At 40.1% G+C, this 20,582-nt stretch carries 14 protein-coding genes; 5 read left to right on the top strand and 9 right to left on the bottom strand.

Features of this window, described 5'->3' with window-relative positions:
* Positions 1 to 113: 113 nt before the first annotated feature.
* The 6 genes from rbsB to AC6H0J_RS02395 form a co-directional block, all read right to left on the bottom strand.
* Positions 114 to 992 (bottom strand): ribose ABC transporter substrate-binding protein RbsB, encoded by an 879-nt coding sequence (gene rbsB, locus AC6H0J_RS02420; RefSeq protein ID WP_497512770.1) that lies wholly within the window; start codon positions 990 to 992, stop codon positions 114 to 116.
* A 19-nt stretch (positions 993 to 1,011) separates the two neighbouring features.
* The gene (rbsC, locus tag AC6H0J_RS02415; RefSeq protein WP_497513580.1) at positions 1,012 to 1,980 is read right to left on the bottom strand and encodes a ribose ABC transporter permease; all 969 of its coding nucleotides are present in this window, start codon (positions 1,978 to 1,980) and stop codon (positions 1,012 to 1,014) included.
* Between the two features lie 15 nt (positions 1,981 to 1,995).
* A complete protein-coding gene (rbsA, locus tag AC6H0J_RS02410) occupies positions 1,996 to 3,477 on the bottom strand; it encodes a ribose ABC transporter ATP-binding protein RbsA (protein ID WP_497512769.1) in 1,482 nt (493 codons plus the stop codon).
* 13 nt (positions 3,478 to 3,490) lie between these two features.
* Positions 3,491 to 3,910 carry a D-ribose pyranase gene (rbsD, locus tag AC6H0J_RS02405; RefSeq protein WP_497512768.1) on the bottom strand — a complete coding sequence of 140 codons (420 nt, stop codon included), beginning with the start codon at positions 3,908 to 3,910 and terminating at the stop codon, positions 3,491 to 3,493.
* A gap of 183 nt (positions 3,911 to 4,093) precedes the next feature.
* On the bottom strand, positions 4,094 to 5,668 hold the full coding sequence (locus AC6H0J_RS02400; RefSeq protein ID WP_497512767.1) for a DNA recombination protein RmuC: 1,575 nt from the start codon (positions 5,666 to 5,668) through the stop codon (positions 4,094 to 4,096).
* An 80-nt stretch (positions 5,669 to 5,748) separates the two neighbouring features.
* Entirely contained in the window at positions 5,749 to 6,879 is a 1,131-nt protein-coding gene (locus AC6H0J_RS02395) for a cytochrome-c peroxidase (RefSeq protein ID WP_497512766.1), read from the bottom strand.
* 377 nt (positions 6,880 to 7,256) lie between these two features.
* On the opposite strand from AC6H0J_RS02395, the gene AC6H0J_RS02390 reads away from it, so the two are divergent.
* Positions 7,257 to 9,497: a nitric-oxide reductase large subunit gene (locus tag AC6H0J_RS02390; RefSeq protein WP_497512765.1), complete on the top strand. Its 2,241-nt coding sequence runs from the start codon at positions 7,257 to 7,259 to the stop codon at positions 9,495 to 9,497.
* 280 nt (positions 9,498 to 9,777) lie between these two features.
* Here AC6H0J_RS02390 and AC6H0J_RS02385 read toward each other — a convergent pair whose 3' ends face one another.
* Together AC6H0J_RS02385 and AC6H0J_RS02380 are read right to left on the bottom strand one after the other, a co-directional pair.
* Positions 9,778 to 9,873, bottom strand: coding sequence for a methionine/alanine import family NSS transporter small subunit (locus AC6H0J_RS02385; RefSeq protein WP_005629210.1), 96 nt, complete (start codon positions 9,871 to 9,873; stop codon positions 9,778 to 9,780).
* Between the two features lies 1 nt (position 9,874).
* Positions 9,875 to 11,401: a sodium-dependent transporter gene (locus AC6H0J_RS02380; protein WP_497512764.1), complete on the bottom strand. Its 1,527-nt coding sequence runs from the start codon at positions 11,399 to 11,401 to the stop codon at positions 9,875 to 9,877.
* 245 nt (positions 11,402 to 11,646) lie between these two features.
* Between AC6H0J_RS02380 and ilvG the strand changes: the two genes are divergently transcribed.
* From ilvG to ilvA, 4 genes are all read left to right on the top strand, one after another.
* Positions 11,647 to 13,305 (top strand): acetolactate synthase 2 catalytic subunit, encoded by a 1,659-nt coding sequence (gene ilvG, locus AC6H0J_RS02375; protein ID WP_005629218.1) that lies wholly within the window; start codon positions 11,647 to 11,649, stop codon positions 13,303 to 13,305.
* Positions 13,305 to 13,523 carry an acetolactate synthase 2 small subunit gene (ilvM, locus tag AC6H0J_RS02370; RefSeq protein WP_005629221.1) on the top strand — a complete coding sequence of 73 codons (219 nt, stop codon included), beginning with the start codon at positions 13,305 to 13,307 and terminating at the stop codon, positions 13,521 to 13,523. The genes ilvG and ilvM overlap by 1 nt, the downstream gene beginning before the upstream one ends.
* Before the next feature lie 59 nt (positions 13,524 to 13,582).
* The gene (ilvD, locus tag AC6H0J_RS02365; protein WP_005629222.1) at positions 13,583 to 15,421 is read left to right on the top strand and encodes a dihydroxy-acid dehydratase; all 1,839 of its coding nucleotides are present in this window, start codon (positions 13,583 to 13,585) and stop codon (positions 15,419 to 15,421) included.
* Between the two features lie 80 nt (positions 15,422 to 15,501).
* On the top strand, positions 15,502 to 17,043 hold the full coding sequence (gene ilvA, locus AC6H0J_RS02360) for a threonine ammonia-lyase, biosynthetic (protein ID WP_046953385.1): 1,542 nt from the start codon (positions 15,502 to 15,504) through the stop codon (positions 17,041 to 17,043).
* Positions 17,044 to 17,081: 38 nt separating this feature from the next.
* Here the strand turns inward: ilvA and dnaE are convergent, their stop codons facing one another.
* Positions 17,082 to 20,561, bottom strand: a complete 3,480-nt coding sequence (dnaE, locus tag AC6H0J_RS02355; protein ID WP_005629224.1) for a DNA polymerase III subunit alpha — start codon at positions 20,559 to 20,561, stop codon at positions 17,082 to 17,084.
* Between the last annotated feature and the right edge of the window lie 21 nt (positions 20,562 to 20,582).

Raw genomic sequence — 20,582 nt, 5'->3', positions numbered from 1 at the left:
TGAACAATTAAAATTTGTCTTTATAAATTTGGATCTGAAGAAACTGGAACTCCCCCTGCCATTAATGCAGTCTGTCGCATATAAGCAAGGGGGAGATAAAAGTTATGCAATAACTATTCACTAATTACTTTTAAATCTACTGGGATTTTTGATTCCACTTTTTCGCCTTTTAAGATTTTATCAGCTGTAACAACCCCCAATGAACCAATAAGATCAGGTTGTTGTGCAATAGTTGCAGCCATTTTTCCACCTTTCACCGCTTTAACACCATCATCTGTACCATCAAATCCCACAACAAGGACTTTTTTGTTAGATGCTTTAATTGCCCGTAATGCACCTAATGCCATCTCATCATTTTGAGCAAAAATAGCCTGCACATCTCCTTTTGAGGCAAGCAAATTTTCCGTTACATTCAAACCTTTTGTACGATCAAAGTCCGCAGGCTGGCTAGCTAATACATTAAACTTATGTGCAGTGATGGCTTGTTTAAAACCTTCACCTCGTTCACGCGCTGCAGATGTACCAGCAATACCTTCAAGTTGGATAACCTTAGCTCCATCACCTAATTCTTGTGCAATGAAATCCCCAGCCATTTTTCCGCCTGCTATATTGTCAGATGCGATATGGCTTACTACTTTTCCTTTAGCTGCACCACGGTCTAGTGTAATAACTGGAATATGATTACGGTTTGCAATCGCCACTGCATTGCCAACAGCTTCAGAATCAGTTGGATTGATCAATAGTACTTTTGCACCACGCACTGTTAAATCTTCAACATTAGCAAGTTCTTTAGCTGGGTCATTTTGTGAATCAAGCACGACTAATTTATAGCCTAATTCATCAGCTTTTTTCTGTGCGCCATCTTTCAATGTGACAAAAAATGGGTTATCTAATGTAGACACGGCTAAAGCGATCGTGTCTTGCGCAGATGCTGAACCAGTAACAGCCAAACCTAATAATACAGCAGAAGTAAGAGCGGTTAGTTTTTTCATAATTTCTCCTTGAAGTGAATTACAGTTTTTTTGTACCAAGATAGTTATCGGCTAAAACGGCAACCAAAATAACCAACGCTTTTGCTATCATCTGATAGTAAGATGAAATATCTAATAAATTTAATGCATTATTTAAAAAACCAATAATTAATGCGCCAATGAGGGTTCCCATTACACGCCCCTTACCACCCATCAAACTCGTTCCCCCAACAACAACAGCAGCAATAGCATCCAATTCATAAGACACACCAGCAGTCGGTTGTGCTGAGGATAAACGCGAAGTAACAATTAAACCTGCTAATGCAGAAAGAAAACCACTGACAGCAAAAACAAATACTTTGATTTTATTGACGTTAATACCAGAAAGTTGGGTCGCTGCCTCATTTCCACCTAAAGCATAAATATAGCGACCGATTGGTGTGTGTTTCAAAATATACCAAGCCACGGCAAACACGGCGCTCATAACCCAAATTGGTACTGGAATACCTAAGAAATATCCAGTACCAATACCAGCAAATATATCCGCATTATCAGAAAAACCTGTCGTAATAGGACGACCATCTGTATAAACCATTGTTATACCACGCAGTAAGGTCATGGTAACCAAGGTAGCAATAAAAGCCTGAACTTTTCCTTTTGCAACAATTACACCACTTACACCACCAAGAAGTGTTCCAATAAATAAAACAACAGGAACTACTAAAAAAATAGGCAATTCAATACTTACCATTGAGGCTGCAATAGCACCAGTCAATGCCAATACAGATCCAACAGAAAGATCTATTCCCGCAATTAAGATAACAAAGGTCATCCCAACTGCAATAATCGCATTAACTGAAGTTTGACGTAAAATATTCAAAATATTATCTACGCTAAAAAAATCAGGATTAATCACTGATACAATTGCGATAAGAATAATCAACGCAATAAAAGAACGCTGTTCAATCAAAAATCTTCCTATTTGAAAATTAGATGTTTCATTTTTCATCATACTTACCTACTCTTATTTACCAATAGCTGCCGCTAATAACTTTTCTTGTGTTGCCTCTTCACGAGAAAATTCTGCACTAATTTTACCTTCACGCATTACCAACACTCGATCACTCATACCAAGCACCTCTGGCATATCCGATGAAATCATCAAAATACTCAAACCATCCTTCTTAAACTCGTTAATAAGTTGGTAAATTTCCTTCTTAGCACCAACATCTACACCACGAGTAGGTTCATCTAAAATCAACACATTTGGGCGAGTCATTAATCCACGAGCAATTGCCACTTTTTGTTGATTTCCACCAGACAGTAAACCTACCTGTTGATCACGACTAGGGGTCTTAATATTAAACATCAAAATAAAATCATCGACTGCCATTTTTTCCGCTTGATGGCGAATACTGCCCTTTTGTGAAAAATGATCGAGTGATGTGAGCGACATATTTTCTTTCACCGACATGCCTAAAACCAAGCCATCACCTTTACGATCTTCGGATATATACACAATGCCATTATCTAAACCATCTTGCGGACTGCGATTCTCAATATCCTGATTTTTTAACCGCACTTTACCGCTTGTTTTTGGTAATGCACCGTAAAGTAACTTTCCAAGCTCAGTTCTTCCTGCGCCCATTAAACCGGAAACGCCCACAATCTCGCCAGCATTAAGCGTAAATGAAACATCATAAATACCACTACCACTCAGATGCTCTACACTCAACACACATTCACCTTTTTTTCGCTCCAAGTGTGGATATTGTTCATCTAAGCGACGCCCTACCATCATTTCAATTAAATCATCTTCGACAATATCAGCTACTATACGCTCACCAATGAATTGCCCATCTCTCAGAACCGTTACATCATCGCAAATCTGAAAAATTTCTTTTAAACGATGGGAAATATAAACAATGCCACGATTTTCAGCTTTAAGTTCACGAATAACATTAAATAAAGACTCTGTTTCAGTATCGGTTAATGCATCCGTTGGTTCATCCATAATGATTACTTGAGATTCAAAACTTAGTGCTTTTGCAATCTCAACCATCTGCTGTTCACCAATAGAAAGTTCTGAGCATAATTTTTTACTACTATGGGTTACACCTAAACGAGCTAACAGTTTATCTGCCTCGGTATACATTTTTTGCCAATTAATTGCCCCCCATGAGGTTTTAAATTCACGACCAAGGAAAATGTTTTCAGCAATAGTGAGATTGCCGACCAAATTCAGCTCTTGGTGAATAATACTAATACCCGCCTCTTGTGATTCTTTTGGGCCTTTAAAGGTCACTTCCTTACTGAGATACTCAATGGTGCCAGTATCTTTAGAATAAATACCAGTCAGCACCTTCATTAAAGTCGATTTACCTGCACCATTTTCCCCCATCAATGCCATAACTCGACCAGAATAAACTGATAAACAGGCATTACTTAAAGCCTTCACGCCAGGGAAAGATTTATCAATGCCAGAAATTTTAAGTAAGGTTTTCATAATTTCACCCAAATTAAAATGGCACGCCAGAATATAAAATTATATTGGCATAAGGAGAACACTCACCACTTCGAACAATCGCTTTGCTTTGGTGTGTATATTTTTTAAAAGTTTCATGTGATACAAACTCTATCTGAAGCTTATTACCTTGATTAGTCTCAATTTGACTAAGTTTAGATAAAAGTGCGGTAAAAATTTCAGGATTTTTTTCTTTAATTTCTTCAGCAATCACTACTCGCTCGACATACATCTCAGTGATCACTGTATCTAAAGTTTGTAAAAAACTTGGCACTCCCGCAGTTAATGCCAGATCTATACGTTCCACACTTAATGGAATAGGAAGCCCCGCATCACAAATCGTCAAACTTTCTGTGTGACCAAGAGAAGCGATACAACGAGAAAGTTGTGCATTTAATAACATCGTTTTTTTCATATATTTCCTCTTTCCACCTTTATCGAAACGTTTCGATAAGATAAATATAAAGAACAAAAACAGAAAAACAACTGAGAAATTTCAAATTTGAGATATTAATCACAAAATTTTTTGTTTAGATAAAATAAAAAATTCTCCGACCAAATTCACATTCAATCGGAGAATAAATTATTTGAAATTATCTTAGTTCAACGTATCCAACCTAGCCAAATCGATCTGATTATTCAATAACTCCACTTCCGGCATCGTTTTATTCGCTTTTGCGGAAAGGGTTTTAAATCGTTCTACTTTGCCCACCAAGCCTTGTTGGCCAACAAGTGCAGTGACGGTGCTGTTGTATTGGTTGCTGACAGTGGAAAGCGTATTGCCGAGCTTACTTAAACGTTCTGCGACCAAGCAAATTTGGTTATAAATTTCACCCGCTTTTTCAGCAATTTCTTTTGCCTCGGCATTACCGCGTTCGATGCGCCACAGGTTTGCTACAGTGCGTAAAATCGGCATTAAGGTGGTGTGAGAAACCATAATGACATTACGTTCATAACCATAATTAAATAAAGCAGGATCTGATTTTAAAGCCTCAATATATGCGGGCTCCACCGCAATAAACATAAGAACAAAATTCGGGCTACGCATACCAATAAGATTGCTGTAATCTTTTTTATGCAGATCATTAATATGGCTTTTCAATGCGGATATATGTTCTTTTAATAAACGCTCTCGTTCAAAATCATCGTCAGAATTCACCGCACTTTCGTAAGCCACTAAGGACATTTTGCTGTCGATAATTAAGTGTTTTTCATCGGGTAAATTCAACACAAAATCAGGGTAATTGCGTCCGCCTTGTTCATCTTTAAAATGTGCTTGAGCACGATAATGCATATTTTCTTCAAGTCCAGCCAATTGCAAAGCTCGTTCTAATTGCACTTCACCCCAGTTACCTAAAGTTTTCTTTTCGCCTTTCAGTGCAGAAGTTAAATTACTCGCCTCTTGCGACATATTCAGACCAATTTCCAGCACTTTTTTAATTTCAGCTTCCAAGCCTGCATTACCTTTCACGGATTCGGAGTGAATTTCATTGACACGTTTTTGGAAACCTTCAATTTGGTCACGGAAAGGCTTGAGCAACGTTTCCAAGGCAGTTTGATTTGATTGACTAAATGATCGACTTTTTTCATCTAAAATCCGATTGGCTAGATTTTGAAATTCCACGCCCAACTGTTGCTTAGATTGTTCAAAGTTCTGCTGTTGCGCTGAAAAATGTTTTTCTTTCTCTGCTAACGTTGTTTTTAATCCTGTTAATTCTTGAGAAAGTGCGGTCAATTTTTCGGTTAAATGTTGTTGCTCCTGTTCTTTACGAGATAACTGGCTTTGGCTATGCTGCAACTGGGCATTCAAACTTTCTGCTTGCGCAGAAGCAATCCCGAAGCGTTCTTTTAATGCGGTAATTTGCTCCGCGATGGAGGAATGACGAGATTGTTCCTCATCCAGTTCTTGAGTGAGATAATGAATTTTTTCATCACGCTCATTGAGTCGAACTAACAAGCCTTGGCTTTCTGTTTGAGCTTTGATGGTTTGCTGCTCTAGCTGATTTTTGATGCTGCTAAGTTCATCAAATTTACTAGCAAGCTGATTGTAATCTTGAGTCGTTTTCGATAATTCTTGATGAAGATATGTATATTTTTGCTGGCGTAGAATAAGCAATAAAATTAACAAAATAACGACGGCTAACAAGCTAAAAAGCCACAAATTCTCTGACATATATCCCCCTTAAAATGATGCTATAAATTGTAACATAGAAATGTGAGTTAAATTTTAGCTTTAAGCACAGTGAAATTATCTTACTCACCGCTCTTATCGTAGGCTGCATCAGTCAACGTTTTCAAAAACGCTTCCAATGCATCAATTTCTGCATCAGTAAGCGGTTTACCTTTAAGATCGCTATGGCTTATCGTTGGCGCATATTCTGCTGCCGACCAAGGTTTACCCGTTTCAGGATTTATCTTACGCTCAGGATTATTATGGCTATCTAAAAATAATAATACAGTACGCAGCTCTTTAAATACGCCGTTATGCATATAAGGTGCGGTAACGGCGACATTACGCAATGTCGGCACTTTAAATTTGCCCTTTTGAGCGATATCACCTTTCACCATTGGATTATCTAACAATCCATTATCCACCCAATCTTCGCCTAATTTATTATGAGCAATCAACGTCTCATTTTTCGGCACACCAAGATTGAAATAACGATAATTTGTAAAAGTTTCTTCACGATGATCTTTTTCATTCATTTGATGGCAATTACTGCAAGTTGTTTTTTCTTTATCAAAAAATAACGCCTTGCCTAATGCTTCTTGGTCAGTAAATTTATCTTCCCCTGCCAAAGTGCGGTCATATTTAGAACTGAATTGAGAAAACAAATCTAATTGCTGAAATGCAGCAAGTGCCTGTTCCATAATGGCGTAAATTTTCTCATCATCTTGCCAAATTTCCTCGCCCCAATGCTTGGTAATGTAATCTTTCACTGCCTGATTTTCGGCAATACGTTTTACCACACTGGCTTTGTCTTTCATGCCCATTTCGACAGGATTGAGAGGAGGCCCCCCCGCCTGCTCAGCTAAATGTTTTGCTCGACCATCCCAAAATTGGCCGCCAACATAATCCTTAATTTTTTCATCGAAATGAAAATCAGGGGAATATTTTGCATAAATGGCCGTTGGTGTATTGCGATTACCAAACTTTGTTGGATCATCACCTTGTGAAACCATTTTATCGATATCATTTTCACGTAAATCCGCAAAAGCGGCTGCTGGCATATGGCAAGTAGAGCAACTCTGTGTTTTATTGTGAGAAAGTGATTTATCAAAAAAGAAAGCCTGCCCCAAGCCAAGCAATGCGGGATTTATGGGTTCTTCTTGAGCAAAACAAAAAACAGGTAAGGCAAATAATGACAAAAAATATTTTTTCATTCTAACTCCACGGGCATAAAAAATAACTGCACTTAGTCAAAGTAAGTCCATCATTATAAATTTAGACTGCGCATAAATTAACTTAAACATTGATATCTTACACCAAACTCAAATTTTTAAATCTTTTCTTACATACTTAAACTTAATCATATAAAGCAATGCTTTTGGGAAGTGAAGAACTGTTAAAACATTTTTTAACTGCACTTTTTTGATGATCTCAATCAAAATAACCTACCATTTTAGTCAATTACTTTGTTATAGGTATTATTTTAGCACCACAATACCCGATATAATTAGTCAGGTATTTTGCTTATGTAAAATATTTACCTATGATTTTAAATAGGAAGTTAATTTTTCAATAACCTAGGAGTGATAAAATGGGACAGTATAAAAAGTTCTGGTACCTATTAGTCGCCGTATTGATTGGAGCATTCTCCATTCTCGGTTACTATGGGTTTGAAGTTTATCGTGAAGCACCACCAATTCCGCAACAATATGTTTCTGAATCGGGCGAAAAAGTGATCACTCACGATGATATTTTACATGGTCAAACCGCTTGGCAAACCACTGGTGGTATGCAGGTGGGTTCTGTTTGGGGACATGGTGCATACCAAGCGCCTGACTGGACTGCAGATTGGCTACATCGTGAATTAACCAACTGGTTAGATATCACTGCAAATAAAGAATTTGGTAAAAACTTTGCAGATCTTAATGAAGAACAACAAGCTTTATTAAAAGCACGTTTAACTAAAGAATACCGTAGCAGCAAAGTTGAAAATGACACCGTTGTGCTTTCAAATACCCGTTTAGCGGCAATGGAAAAAACAGCACAATACTACATTTCTTTATACGGCGATGATCCTGCCACTAAAGTCACTCGTGAACACTTCGCCATGAAGGATAATACCCTTCCTGACTTACAAGCGCGTAAAGACTTAACAAAATTCTTCTTCTGGACAGCATGGACTGCTTCAGCTGAACGCCCAAATACAAATGCAAGCTATACCAATAACTGGCCACATGAACCATTAATCAATAATGTGCCAACACCAGAAAACGTGATTTGGTCAATTGCGAGCGTGGTATTCCTAATTGCAGGTATTGGTTTTGTGGTATGGATTTGGTCATTCAAAAAACGTGAAGATGAAAAAGAACCACCAACACCTGAGTTCGATCCACTTACAAAGTTACAACTTACCCCCTCTCAACGCGCATTAGGCAAATATCTCTTTACCGTGCTTGCATTATTCTTACTGCAAGTAAACTTAGGTGCGATTGTTGCTCACTATACCGTTGAAGGTCAAGAATTCTATGGTATTGATATTTCGCAATATTTTCCTTATTCATTAATACGTACTTGGCATATTCAATCAGCCTTATTCTGGATTGCGATGGCATTCTTAGCGGGCGGTTTATTCCTTGCACCAATCATTAATGGCGGTAAAGATCCAAAATTCCAGAAATTAGGCGTAGATATTCTATACTGGGCATTAGTAGTATTAGTAATAGGTTCATTCACTGGTAGCTACTTAGCGATTGCTCATATTCTTCCTGAAGAATGGAGCTTCATGTTCGGCCATCAAGGTTACGAATTCATTGACTTAGGTCGTTTCTGGCAAGCGGTGAAATTTGCAGGTATCTTATTCTGGTTAGTCTTAATGCTTCGCGGTACAGTGAACGCATTCAAACAACCGGGTGATAAAAACTTATTAGCGTTATTCTTCGCTTCTGTTATTGCAATCGGCTTATTCTATGGCCCTGCATTATTCTACGGCGAGCACACTCACATTTCTGTGATGGAATACTGGCGCTGGTGGGTAGTTCACCTATGGGTAGAAGGCTTCTTTGAAGTGTTCTCTGTAGCGGCGCTTTCATTCATCTTCGTAAGTTTAGGTTTAGTTTCACGTCGTACTGCGACTGTGGCAACCATTACTGAAGCGGCATTGTTCTTAATCGGCGGTATTCCTGGTACGTTCCACCACCTATACTTCGCAGGTGCAACCACACCAATTATCGCAGTAGGTGCGTCATTCTCAGCACTTGAAGTGGTTCCATTAGTGTTATTAGGTCATGAAGCTTGGGAACATTGGGCAATGAAACAAAAAGCACCTTGGATGGAACGCTTAAAATGGCCTCTTTACTGCTTCGTAGCCGTCGCATTCTGGAATATGTTAGGTGCGGGTGTATTTGGTTTCTTAATCAATCCACCAATTTCACTCTACTATGTTCAAGGCTTAAACACGACTGCCGTTCACGCGCACGCTGCATTATTCGGTGTGTATGGCTTCTTAGCATTAGGCTTTGTATTCTTAATCGCGCGTTATTTACGTCCGGATACACCATTTAACGATAAGTTAATGAAATGGGGCTTCTGGTTATTAAACGGTGGTTTAGTACTCATGATCGTATCAAGCTTATTACCTATCGGTGTTATCCAAGGATATGCAAGTATCTCTGAAGGCTTATGGTATGCACGTAGTGAAGACTTTATGCAACAACCATTATTCGATACCTTACGTTGGGTTCGTTTAGGTGGTGATGTGGTATTCATCTTCGGTGCACTAGCTTTCTTCTGGCAAATCTTTACGATGATTTTCTTCAGACCTAAACATACTTAGTTAGGTTATCCCCAAAAGCGACTTATGTGAAAGTAGGTCGCTTTTTTATTCTTATCTACCATATCTTATATATAAGCTTACAAAGCTTTTTATATAAAATTAGCATTAATATTACATAAACATTAAAAATATTATAGGCTGAAGTAGATTAGCAATTATGTTAATCTGCTTCAGCCCCTTAAATAATATCGAATAATGTTTGTTAATAACCTACACCTTAATCAATTGGTTATTTAGCCCAAATTTTTGGAGACAGATTAAAGTGCGGTCAGATTAATGATTATTCTTCTTTTGGTAATCGAATCAGAGCGTAAACCAATCCACCCCATACCAAAGCGAGAGACACGATCATCATAATAATTGCACCAGTACTCATTTTATTCTCCTTTAGTTTCATCAACGGTTAACTTAATTTCGCTTTTCCATTTTAAGCGAGAAAGGAAGAATGCCACGACAAGCAAGCTAATGGACATCCCCCAACCAAAGGTGTTTACGAACCAGTTTGGATAACCCTCGTAACCTTCAGAGAAGACTTTTGCCCCTTCGCTGAAAAGCATGAATGCTAAAACACCACTCGTTAATACAATGCATAAACGCCAGAAGAAACCAACTTTGAAAGATGACGTTTCATTTAAGTGATTACCCAATAAACCGAGTTTTTCATTTGCCACAATCGCAATTAAAGAAGCAAACGCTACTGCAACAATACCGAAATAGTTTACGAATTTATCGAACACATCTAACATTGGTAAGCCAGTTGTCGTGCCGAATAAAATGACAGAAACGAACATCATTGGTACGCCCACGATAAACGTTACTTTCCCACGACTAATACGAATTTTATCTTGAATTGCAGAGATAATTACTTCAATTACAGAGATGAATGAAGTTAATGCCGCAAAGGTTAATGATCCAAAGAACAATACGCCTAGCACTTCACCAAATGGTGCTTTATTGATGATGATTGGGAACGCAAAAAATGCTAAACCAATTCCGCCTTTTGCCACTTCGCTGACTTCTTGACCTTGCGCTGTTGCAATAAAGCCTAATGCTGCAAATACGCCGATACCCGCTAACACTTCAAAGCTACTGTTAGCAAAACCTACAACCAAGCCGCTGCCAGTCAAATCGGATTCTTTTTTAAGATAAGAGGCATAAGTCACCATAATCCCAAAGCCGATTGAAAGAGAGAAGAAGATTTGCCCATAGGCTGCAATCCACACACTTGGATTAGAAAGTTTCGACCAATCTGGCGTAAATAATGCATCTAAACCTTTTGTCGCACCTGGTAAGAATAAGGAATAAATCACAAGCGCCATAAACATCACAACGAGCACTGGCATTAATACAGAAGATGCTTTAGCAATCCCTTTTTGAACGCCCATAGAAAGCACGCCTAACGCAACAATCCACATTGCAATTAATGGGCCTGTTACCATACCGACAAATTCAAAACTCACACCGTTTTTAATGTCGCCCATTTTTAAGAATTCACCGATGAAGAAATCGATTGGTTTATCGCCCCATGCGCCAGTGAAAGAAAAATAGGTGTAGCTTGCCGCCCAGCCTAATACCACAGCGTAATATAATCCGATGATGACATTCACCATCATTTGCCACCAACCAAATACCTCAAAGTGCGGGCTAACACGGCGATAAGAAAGTGGTGCACCACCACGATTGCGGTGACCAATTGCATAATCTAAGAATAAAAGAGGAATCCCTGCAGTTAATAATGCGATAAGGTAAGGGATCATAAATGCTCCACCACCATTTTCATAAGTGGTATAAGGGAAACGCCAAATATTACCAAGACCGACGGCCGAACCAATCGCGGCCATAATAAATGCTCGACGACCAGAAAAAGTCTCACGCTTCTGCGCTTTTTGGGCTGAGTGCGCCATAAATTATCCTATGTAAAAAAATAAAAAGAGTTTCAATATAATGAAATCTAATCATCAGTCAATAAATAAGCCAAAAGAGCGGTAAAAATTCACGGATTTTTTAATAAAAAGAACATAAATATTCAAAAAAAGCCAATTTTCACCGCACTTTTTTCGTTTTTTTCGCCCCAAACCCTACCAATGACTCGAAATTTCGCTACAATGCTGAACTTATCCCAAAATAAAAACAACAGGAAACAAACACAATGACAGGCGCACAACTCATCATGGAGTGCCTGAAAGCACACCATGTCACGACTCTTTTCGGCTATCCTGGTGGCGCAATCATGCCAACCTACGATGCCCTTTATGACGCAGGCTTAGATCACTTACTTTGTCGTAATGAACAAGGTGCAGCCATCGCAGCGATTGGTTATGCTCGTTCCACAGGAAAAGTGGGCGTCTGTATTGCAACATCAGGCCCTGGTGCCACCAATTTAGTTACTGGATTAGGCGATGCCATGATGGACTCCATTCCAGTTGTAGCCATTACTGGTCAAGTTTCCTCTCCATTAATCGGCACAGATGCGTTCCAAGAAGCGGATGTTCTTGGGCTTTCCCTTGCTTGTACCAAACACAGTTTTATCGTGCAAAGTGCGGATGAATTAGCCGATGTTTTTGCGGAAGCCTTTGAAATTGCCCAAAGCGGACGTCCTGGACCAGTTCTTATTGATGTGCCTCGTGATATCCAAATCGGTGAAGTACCTGCGAATGTAGAAGCCTACGTTAAAACACTAGAAAAACCGACCGCACTTTCGACAGATAAACTCGCTGAAGCAAAAGAATTATTAAAAAATGCTAAAAAACCGGTGCTTTATGTGGGTGGTGGCGTTGGTATGGCGAAGGCTGTACCTGCCTTACGCGAATTTTTAGCCCAGACCCAAATGCCATCAGTCTCCACTTTAAAAGGTTTAGGTGCAATTGATCCAAATGATGATGTGTATATGGGAATGATTGGTATGCATGGTACAAAAGCTGCTAATTTTGCCGTGCAAGAAAGCGATTTATTACTTGTATGTGGCGCTCGTTTTGACGATCGTGTAACAGGTAAACTCGATACTTTTGCGCCTCATGCTAAAGTGATTCATTGTGATATTGATGCAGCGGAAATCCATAAATTACGCCGTGCAGATGTTGCCCTACAAGGAGATTTAATCCAAGCACTTAATGCTCTCAAACAAGAGCTTGATATTGAACCTTGGCGTGAACAAATCAAAGATTTAAAAGCAAAATTAGATTTCACTTATATTGAAAATCAATACAATCGTCCGATTGATCCTTGGGCATTACTCAACACTCTATCTAATCGAAAACCAAATAATGCAGTAATTTGTACCGATGTAGGTCAGCATCAAATGTGGTCAGCTCAACACATGAAGCATTTTGCGCCAGAGAACTACATTACATCCGCAGGTTTCGGCACAATGGGCTTTGGCTTACCTGCTGCAGTAGGGGCAAAAAAAGCACGCCCGCAAGATGAAGTCATTTTGGTTACGGGTGATGGCTCACTCATGATGAACATACAAGAATTGGGTTCAATCAAACGCGGTAATTTACCAGTAAAAATTTTGCTACTGGATAACCAACGCTTAGGTATGGTTCGTCAATGGCAGGATTTATTCTGGAATAAACGTCGCAGTGAAACCATTTTAGATGACAATCCAGATTTTGTGATGCTTGCTAATGCGTTCGGTATTCCTGCAGAACGTATTGAGTCAGCCGATGATGTGGATGCAGCACTCAACCGATTATTAAATAGCAAAACAGCCTATTTATTACAAGTATGTATTCCACCTGATGAATGTGTATGGCCACTTGTGCCACCGGGTGCATGTAACGCGGATATGGTAGAGGAGATGAACTAATGAATGAATATAAACTTGAACTCGTCGCTCGCCATCGTCCAGAAGTATTGGAACGCATTTTACGCGTGGCACGTCACCGCGGGTTTACCGTTACAACGATGGAAATGACACTGAATGAAACCCAAGTGCGGTTAAAAATCACCGTAAGATCTGACCGCACTTTAGATCTGTTAGTGAATCAGTTGGCGAAATTGCCAGATGTAAACGAAATAAAATAAAAATTAAGTGCAAAATATTGCACGCTACCCTAACAAAAATTTACTCGGAGAGATTATTTATGCCAAAACTACGTTCAGCGACCAGTACACAAGGTCGTAATATGGCAGGCGCACGTGCCTTATGGCGTGCAACAGGAATGAAAGAAAATGACTTTGGTAAACCGATTATTGCGGTGGTGAACTCTTTCACCCAATTTGTGCCAGGGCATGTGCATTTAAAAGATATGGGACAGCTTGTTGCCGCTGAAATTGAAAAAGCGGGCGGTGTAGCAAAAGAATTTAATACCATTGCGGTGGATGATGGTATCGCAATGGGTCACGGTGGAATGCTTTATTCTTTACCAAGCCGTGATTTAATCGCTGATAGCGTGGAATATATGGTCAATGCGCACTGTGCTGATGCGATGGTATGTATTTCCAACTGTGACAAAATCACCCCGGGAATGTTAATGGCGGCAATGCGCTTAAACATTCCGACAATTTTTGTCTCAGGCGGCCCAATGGAAGCGGGTAAAACTAAACTTTCTGATCAATTAATCCGCTTAGATTTGGTTGATGCGATGATTGAGGCAGCCGATCCAAATGTGTCAGATGAACGCATTGATGCCATTGAACGCAGTGCGTGTCCAACTTGTGGTTCTTGCTCAGGCATGTTCACCGCTAACTCCATGAATTGCTTAACTGAAGCCTTAGGTTTATCTTTACCTGGTAATGGTTCTATGTTGGCGACTCACGCAGACCGCAAAGAATTATTCTTAAAAGCAGGTCGTCAAATTGTTGAGCTTTGCAAACGCTATTATGAACAAAATGATGAAAGTGTATTGCCTCGTTCAATCGGTACTTTTGATGCCTTTGAAAATGCAATGAGCCTCGATATCGCAATGGGTGGTTCAAGTAATACTGTTTTACACTTATTAGCGGCAGCACAAGAAGCAGGCGTAGATTTTAAAATGGAAGATATTGACCGTTTATCGCGCAAAGTACCTTGTTTAAGCAAAATTGCGCCAAACACCAATAAATACCACATGGAAGACGTACACCGTGCAGGCGGTATTATGGGATTGTTAGGTGAATTAGATCGCGCTGGATTAATTCATAAAAATACACACACCGTGCTTGGAATGAGCATGGGAGAACAACTAGACCAATACGATATTATTCGCAATCAAGATGAAGAATTACATAAATTCTTCCGTGCAGGCCCTGCAGGCATCCGTACAACTCAAGCATTCTCACAAGATTGCCGTTGGGATACCGTCGATAATGATCGTGTAAACGGTTGTATTCGCAATAAAGAAAATGCGATTTCACAAGAAGGTGGCTTAGCCGTATTATTCGGTAATCTCGCTGAAGACGGATGTATCGTTAAAACCGCTGGCGTAGATGAATCTATTTGGAAATTCACCGGCCGTGCAATCGTATTTGAAAGCCAAGAAGATGCAGTTGCAGGCATTTTAGGTGGCAAAGTCAAAGAAGGTCATGTCGTTGTTATCCGTTACGAAGGGCCTAAAGGCGGACCTGGTATGCAAGAAATGTTATATCCAACCAGTTACTTAAAATCGATGGGCTTAGGTAAAAAATGTGCCTTATTAACGGATGGTCGTTTCTCTGGTGGTACATCAGGCTTATCTATTGGACACGCATCACCAGAAGCTGCTTCTGGCGGTGCAATCGGCTTAGTACGCGATGGCGATATTATCAACATTGATATTCCAAATCGTGCAATTAACTTAGAAATCAGTAATGAAGAACTCGCAGCACGCAGAGCCGAACAAGATCAAAAAGGTTGGCTGCCCGCTCACCGTGAACGTGAAGTATCTTTCGCATTGAAAGTATTCGGTCACTTTGCCACCTCAGCGGACAAAGGTGCGGTACGCGATAAAACATTATTAAAATAATTTAACGGTTCCCCCTCCTTCATAAGAGGGGGATAAAACAAAGGAAAAACCAACCGCACTTCATCATCAAAACAAACACTATGAAAAACCTACTCACCAATCCTCAACCTTCTCAATCAGATTATATCAATGCCATTGTTAAACTTGGTTCGCGCGTATATGAAGCTGCTCAAGTGACCCCTTTACAAAAAATGGGAAAACTTTCTGAACGACTGCACAATAATATCTGGATCAAGCGCGAAGATCGCCAACCAGTAAATAGCTTTAAACTACGCGGCGCTTACGCAATGATTTCTAGCCTTTCAGCAGAACAAAAAGCAGCAGGCGTAATAGCGGCCTCTGCGGGTAACCATGCACAAGGCGTGGCATTATCAGCGAAACAATTAGGCTTAAAAGCATTGATCGTCATGCCACAAAACACGCCAAGCATTAAAGTGGATGCTGTGCGTGGTTTTGGTGGCGAGGTGTTGTTGCATGGTGCTAATTTCGATGAAGCCAAAGCAAAAGCTATTGAGCTTTCAAAAGAAAAAAATATGACATTTATTCCTCCATTCGATCATCCATTAGTGATCGCAGGACAAGGCACGTTAGCGATGGAAATGCTACAACAAGTGGCAGATTTGGATTATGTGTTTGTACAAGTCGGTGGTGGTGGCTTAGCTGCGGGTGTGGCAATGTTGCTTAAGCAATTTATGCCGGAAATTAAAATCATCGGTGTAGAATCAAAGGATTCTGCATGCTTAAAAGCCGCTCTCGATAAAGGTGAACCAACAGATTTAATCCATGTTGGATTATTTGCGGATGGTGTTGCCGTAAAACGCATTGGTGACGAAACATTCCGCCTATGCCAACAATATCTTGATGATATGGTATTGGTCGATAGTGACGAAGTATGCGCAGCAATGAAAGATTTGTTTGAAAACGTTCGTGCTGTTGCAGAACCATCAGGTGCATTAGGTTTAGCTGGTTTGAAAAAATATGCCAAACAAAACCATATTGAAGGCAAAAATATGGCGGCAATTTTGTCTGGCGCGAACTTAAATTTCCACACATTACGTTATGTATCTGAACGTTGTGAAATTGGTGAAAACCGAGAAGCTTTATTAGCAGTAACCATGCATGAACAACCCGGTAGTTTCTTAAAATTTGCTTATGTATTAGGTAACAGAGCTGTAACCGAATTCAGTTACCGTTATGCAGATGATAAACGTGCTTGCGTGTTTGTTGGGGTAAGAACGATAAATGAGCAAGAAAAAGCAGATATTATTGCAGACCTCACTAAAAATGGTTTTGATGTTGAGGATATGTCTGATGATGATATTGCGAAAACGCATGTTCGCTATTTAATGGGTGGTCGCGCATCAAATGATAACGAACGCTTATATACGTTCGAATTCCCAGAGCAAAAAGGTGCGTTATTGAAATTTCTAGAAACCTTGCAAAATCGTTGGAATATTTCATTATTCCACTATCGTGCCCACGGCGCGGACTATGGAAATATCCTTGCTGGTTTCCAAATTGAAGAACGCGAACAAGCAGAATTTGAACTGGCACTTGCCCAACTCAATTATGTTTTTGAAGATGTAACAGAAAGCAAATCTTATCGTTATTTCTTACGTTAATCTTATAAAAATGGCGTGATATTTTTCGCGCCTTTGTATTATTCAAACTCTAATTCCACCGCACTTTCGCCAAGTAAATTCACCAATTCCGTCAGAATTTCATCTGTTGGAATGATCGACCATTGCACGCCCAAACGTAACAACGCACGACCTTTCGGACTTTGATAATACACATTAATCGGCAACGTTCCACCACTCACCGGCTCAAGTAATGCTTTAAGTAGTTTAATAAAACTTGGTGTAATTTGATGCTCAGAAAGACTAATAGCTAAGGATTTGACATAACGGGAACGAGCTTCATCTAAGGTCATTAACTCGCGCACCGTCATTTTTAAGCCACCAGAGAAATCATCAAAGCTAACCTGTCCAGAAGCAACAATCACTGTATCTTTTTGTAATTTCTCACCAAATTGTTCTAGGCTTTCACCAAATAATGTTAAATCTAAGCGACCTGAACGGTCATCCAATGTAGCAATACCTAGCCGATTGCCTTTTTTCGTCATCGCAATTCTCGATGCCACAACTAGCCCCGCCACAGTGCTAATTTGTCCACGACGATTTGGTGCAAGATCTTTTAAGCGAGTTGAAGTGTAATGAGAAAGTTCTTTCAAATAACGGCTAACAGGATGGCTACTTAAATAAAGCCCCAAGGTTTCTCGTTCACCATCAAGGATTTGTTTTTCGGTATAAGGTGGTGTATTAGCGTAAGCATTTTCCACTTCTTCATGGGTTTCTGTCAGCACGCCGAACATATCCGTTTGCCCCATTGCTTCATCTTTCGCATGCTGATCGGAAGCTCTAAGCGCGTCTTCCAAATTCTTAGAAAGTGCGGCGCGATGTGGGCCTAATTTATCAAAGGCACCTGACATAATTAGGCTTTCAAAGGTGCGGCGGTTAATTTTTTTCAAATCTACACGAGCGCATAAATCGAATAAATCTTTGAAAATTCCCCCTTCATTTCTTGCCGTCACAAGTGCGTCAATCGGGCCTTCCCCCACACCTTTAATCGCGCCAATCCCATATACAATTTCACCTTGTTCATTAACGCTAAAATGGTGTTTGCCGATATTAATATCTGGTGGCGTTACTTTTAAGCCCATACGCAGACATTCATCGTATAAACCTACGATTTTATCCGTATTATCCATTTCAGATGTCATTACCGCTGCCATAAATTCCGCAGGGAAATGAGTTTTTAACCAAAGGGTTTGGTAAGATACCAAGGCATAAGCAGCGGAGTGAGATTTATTAAAACCATAGCCAGCAAATTTTTCTACCAAGTCGAAAATCTTCATAGATAGCTCGCCATCAACACCGTTTTTCTCCGCCCCTTCTTTAAACACTGAGCGCTGTTTTGCCATTTCTTCTGGTTTCTTTTTACCCATTGCTCGACGCAATAAGTCAGCCCCACCCAGCGTATAGCCAGCCAACACCTGCGCAATTTGCATCACTTGTTCTTGGTACAAAATAATACCGTAGGTCGGCTCAAGAATAGGTTTCAAGCTTTCATGTTGATATTCCGCATCAGGATAAGATACTTCTTCTCGTCCATGTTTACGGTCGATAAAGTTATCCACCATGCCTGATTGCAACGGACCAGGACGGAACAATGCCACCAACGCGATGATATCTTCAAAACAGTCAGGTTGCAGGCGCTTAATCAAATCCTTCATTCCTCGCGATTCCAACTGGAACACGGCTGTAGTTTCGGAACGTTTAAGTAATTCAAAAGATTCAGGATCATCAAGTGGAATAGATGCAATATCTACTCGAGGCTTGCCCTCACGCACCATACGAGCATTAATCATATCCAATGCCCATTTAATGATGGTGAGAGTACGCAAGCCCAGAAAGTCGAATTTCACAAGCCCCGCATATTCCACATCATTTTTATCAAAGTGAGTAACAGGATGTAAGCCTTCATTATCACAATAGAGTGGTGCAAAATCAGTAATTAAGGTTGGTGAAATGACCACGCCACCAGCATGTTTACCTGCATTACGCGTCACACCTTCCAGCTTACGCGCCATATCAATCAACGCTTGCACTTCTTCATCGCTGTCGTAGGCTACCTGTAATTGTGGCTCGGCTTCAAATGCTTTCGCAAGCGTCATACCAGGATCTGGCGGAATTAATTTCGAAATACGATCAACGAAACCATACGGATGCCCTAATACGCGCCCCACATCACGAATAACAGCTTTCGCTGCCATCGTACCAAAGGTGATAATTTGAGATACCGCGCCGCGGCCATAGGTTTCAGCAACATGCTCAATTACTCGGTCTCGACCATCCATACAGAAATCCACGTCGAAATCGGGCATAGACACGCGTTCTGGATTTAAAAAACGTTCAAAAAGCAAATCAAACTCTAGCGGATCTAAATCAGTGATTTTTAATGCGTAAGCCACTAATGAACCCGCACCAGAACCACGACCCGGCCCAACAGGAATATCGTTATCTTTCGACCACTGAATAAATTCCATTACGATCAAGAAATAACCAGGGAATCCCATTTGGTTAATCACATCCAACTCAACTTGCAAGCGCTCATCATATTTTGATCTTTTTTCTAACCGCACTTTTTCATCAGGGAATAAAAAAGCTAGACGCTCTTCCAAACCTTCTTTAGCTTTTTGCACCAAGAAATCTTCTGTACTTAAATCGCCAGTCGGGAATTGAGGCAAGAAATATTGACCAAGGCGCAAAGTCACACTACAACGCTGCGCAATTAATAAGGTATTTTCGAGAGCGGAAGGTATGTCAGCGAATAACTTGCACATTTCCTCTTCGCTGCGGAAATATTGTTGTGGGGTATAACGTTTTGGACGTTTAGGATCATCTAATGTATAGCCATCACGAATCGCAACACGAATTTCATGAGCTTCAAAATCATCAGATTTCAAAAACATTACATCGTTCGTCGCCACCAAAGGCAATCCATGACTTTTAGCTAATTTTAATGCTGCTTGGATATAACGTTCTTCATCAGGTCTGCCAGTGCGCGTAAGTGCAAGATAAAAATGATCAGCAAAAAATTCTTGGTAAAAAGCAACCGCACTTTCAATTTCTGCAGCGTTTTCTTTCAACAATTTTTTACCCACATCGCCTTGCGTGCCACCAGATAAAATAATCAGCCCTTCTCGGTGTTCAATTAACCAATTTTGATCGATATAAGGATAGTCATCATAACCGCGCTGATAGGCTTTTGAGAGCAATAATGTAATGTTTTTATAGCCTTCGTTGTTCTTTGCCAAAAGCGTCAAATCAAACATTTCATTACCGCATAGTGCATTTTTCACTTTAACATCAGCGCCAATAATAGGCTTCATACCCGAAGAAAGCATTTCGCCATAAAAACGCACCACACCACAAAAATTAGCAAAATCCGTTAATCCCATTGCGACCATTTCATTGGCAGCACAAGCTTTCACAAGAGGCTTCACTTTGACAATACTGTCAATCATCGAAAAATCTGTGTGCGTGCGAAGATGGACGAAACGAGGCTGGGATGACATTGAAAATCCTTAAAGTGCGGT

It is taken from the genome of Haemophilus sp. THUN1691, from assembly GCF_059704425.1.
Note: the sequence above shows the minus strand (reverse complement) of the source record. Positions and strands in the feature narration are given on the sequence as shown.

Excerpts from the sequence above, each read along its gene's own strand:
- rbsC (WP_497513580.1), bottom strand. The coding sequence starts at position 1,980 with ATGAAAAATGAAACATCTAATTTTCAAATAGGAAGATTTTTGATTGAA.
- ilvA (WP_046953385.1), top strand. The coding sequence starts at position 15,502 with ATGAAAAACCTACTCACCAATCCTCAACCTTCTCAATCAGATTATATC.
- rbsD (WP_497512768.1), bottom strand. The coding sequence starts at position 3,910 with ATGAAAAAAACGATGTTATTAAATGCACAACTTTCTCGTTGTATCGCT.
- rbsB (WP_497512770.1), bottom strand. The coding sequence starts at position 992 with ATGAAAAAACTAACCGCTCTTACTTCTGCTGTATTATTAGGTTTGGCT.
- AC6H0J_RS02380 (WP_497512764.1), bottom strand. The coding sequence starts at position 11,401 with ATGGCGCACTCAGCCCAAAAAGCGCAGAAGCGTGAGACTTTTTCTGGT.
- AC6H0J_RS02390 (WP_497512765.1), top strand. The coding sequence starts at position 7,257 with ATGGGACAGTATAAAAAGTTCTGGTACCTATTAGTCGCCGTATTGATT.
- ilvG (WP_005629218.1), top strand. The coding sequence starts at position 11,647 with ATGACAGGCGCACAACTCATCATGGAGTGCCTGAAAGCACACCATGTC.
- rbsA (WP_497512769.1), bottom strand. The coding sequence starts at position 3,477 with ATGAAAACCTTACTTAAAATTTCTGGCATTGATAAATCTTTCCCTGGC.
- dnaE (WP_005629224.1), bottom strand. The coding sequence starts at position 20,561 with ATGTCATCCCAGCCTCGTTTCGTCCATCTTCGCACGCACACAGATTTT.
- ilvM (WP_005629221.1), top strand. The coding sequence starts at position 13,305 with ATGAATGAATATAAACTTGAACTCGTCGCTCGCCATCGTCCAGAAGTA.
- AC6H0J_RS02395 (WP_497512766.1), bottom strand. The coding sequence starts at position 6,879 with ATGAAAAAATATTTTTTGTCATTATTTGCCTTACCTGTTTTTTGTTTT.
- ilvD (WP_005629222.1), top strand. The coding sequence starts at position 13,583 with ATGCCAAAACTACGTTCAGCGACCAGTACACAAGGTCGTAATATGGCA.
- AC6H0J_RS02400 (WP_497512767.1), bottom strand. The coding sequence starts at position 5,668 with ATGTCAGAGAATTTGTGGCTTTTTAGCTTGTTAGCCGTCGTTATTTTG.
- AC6H0J_RS02385 (WP_005629210.1), bottom strand. The coding sequence starts at position 9,873 with ATGAGTACTGGTGCAATTATTATGATGATCGTGTCTCTCGCTTTGGTA.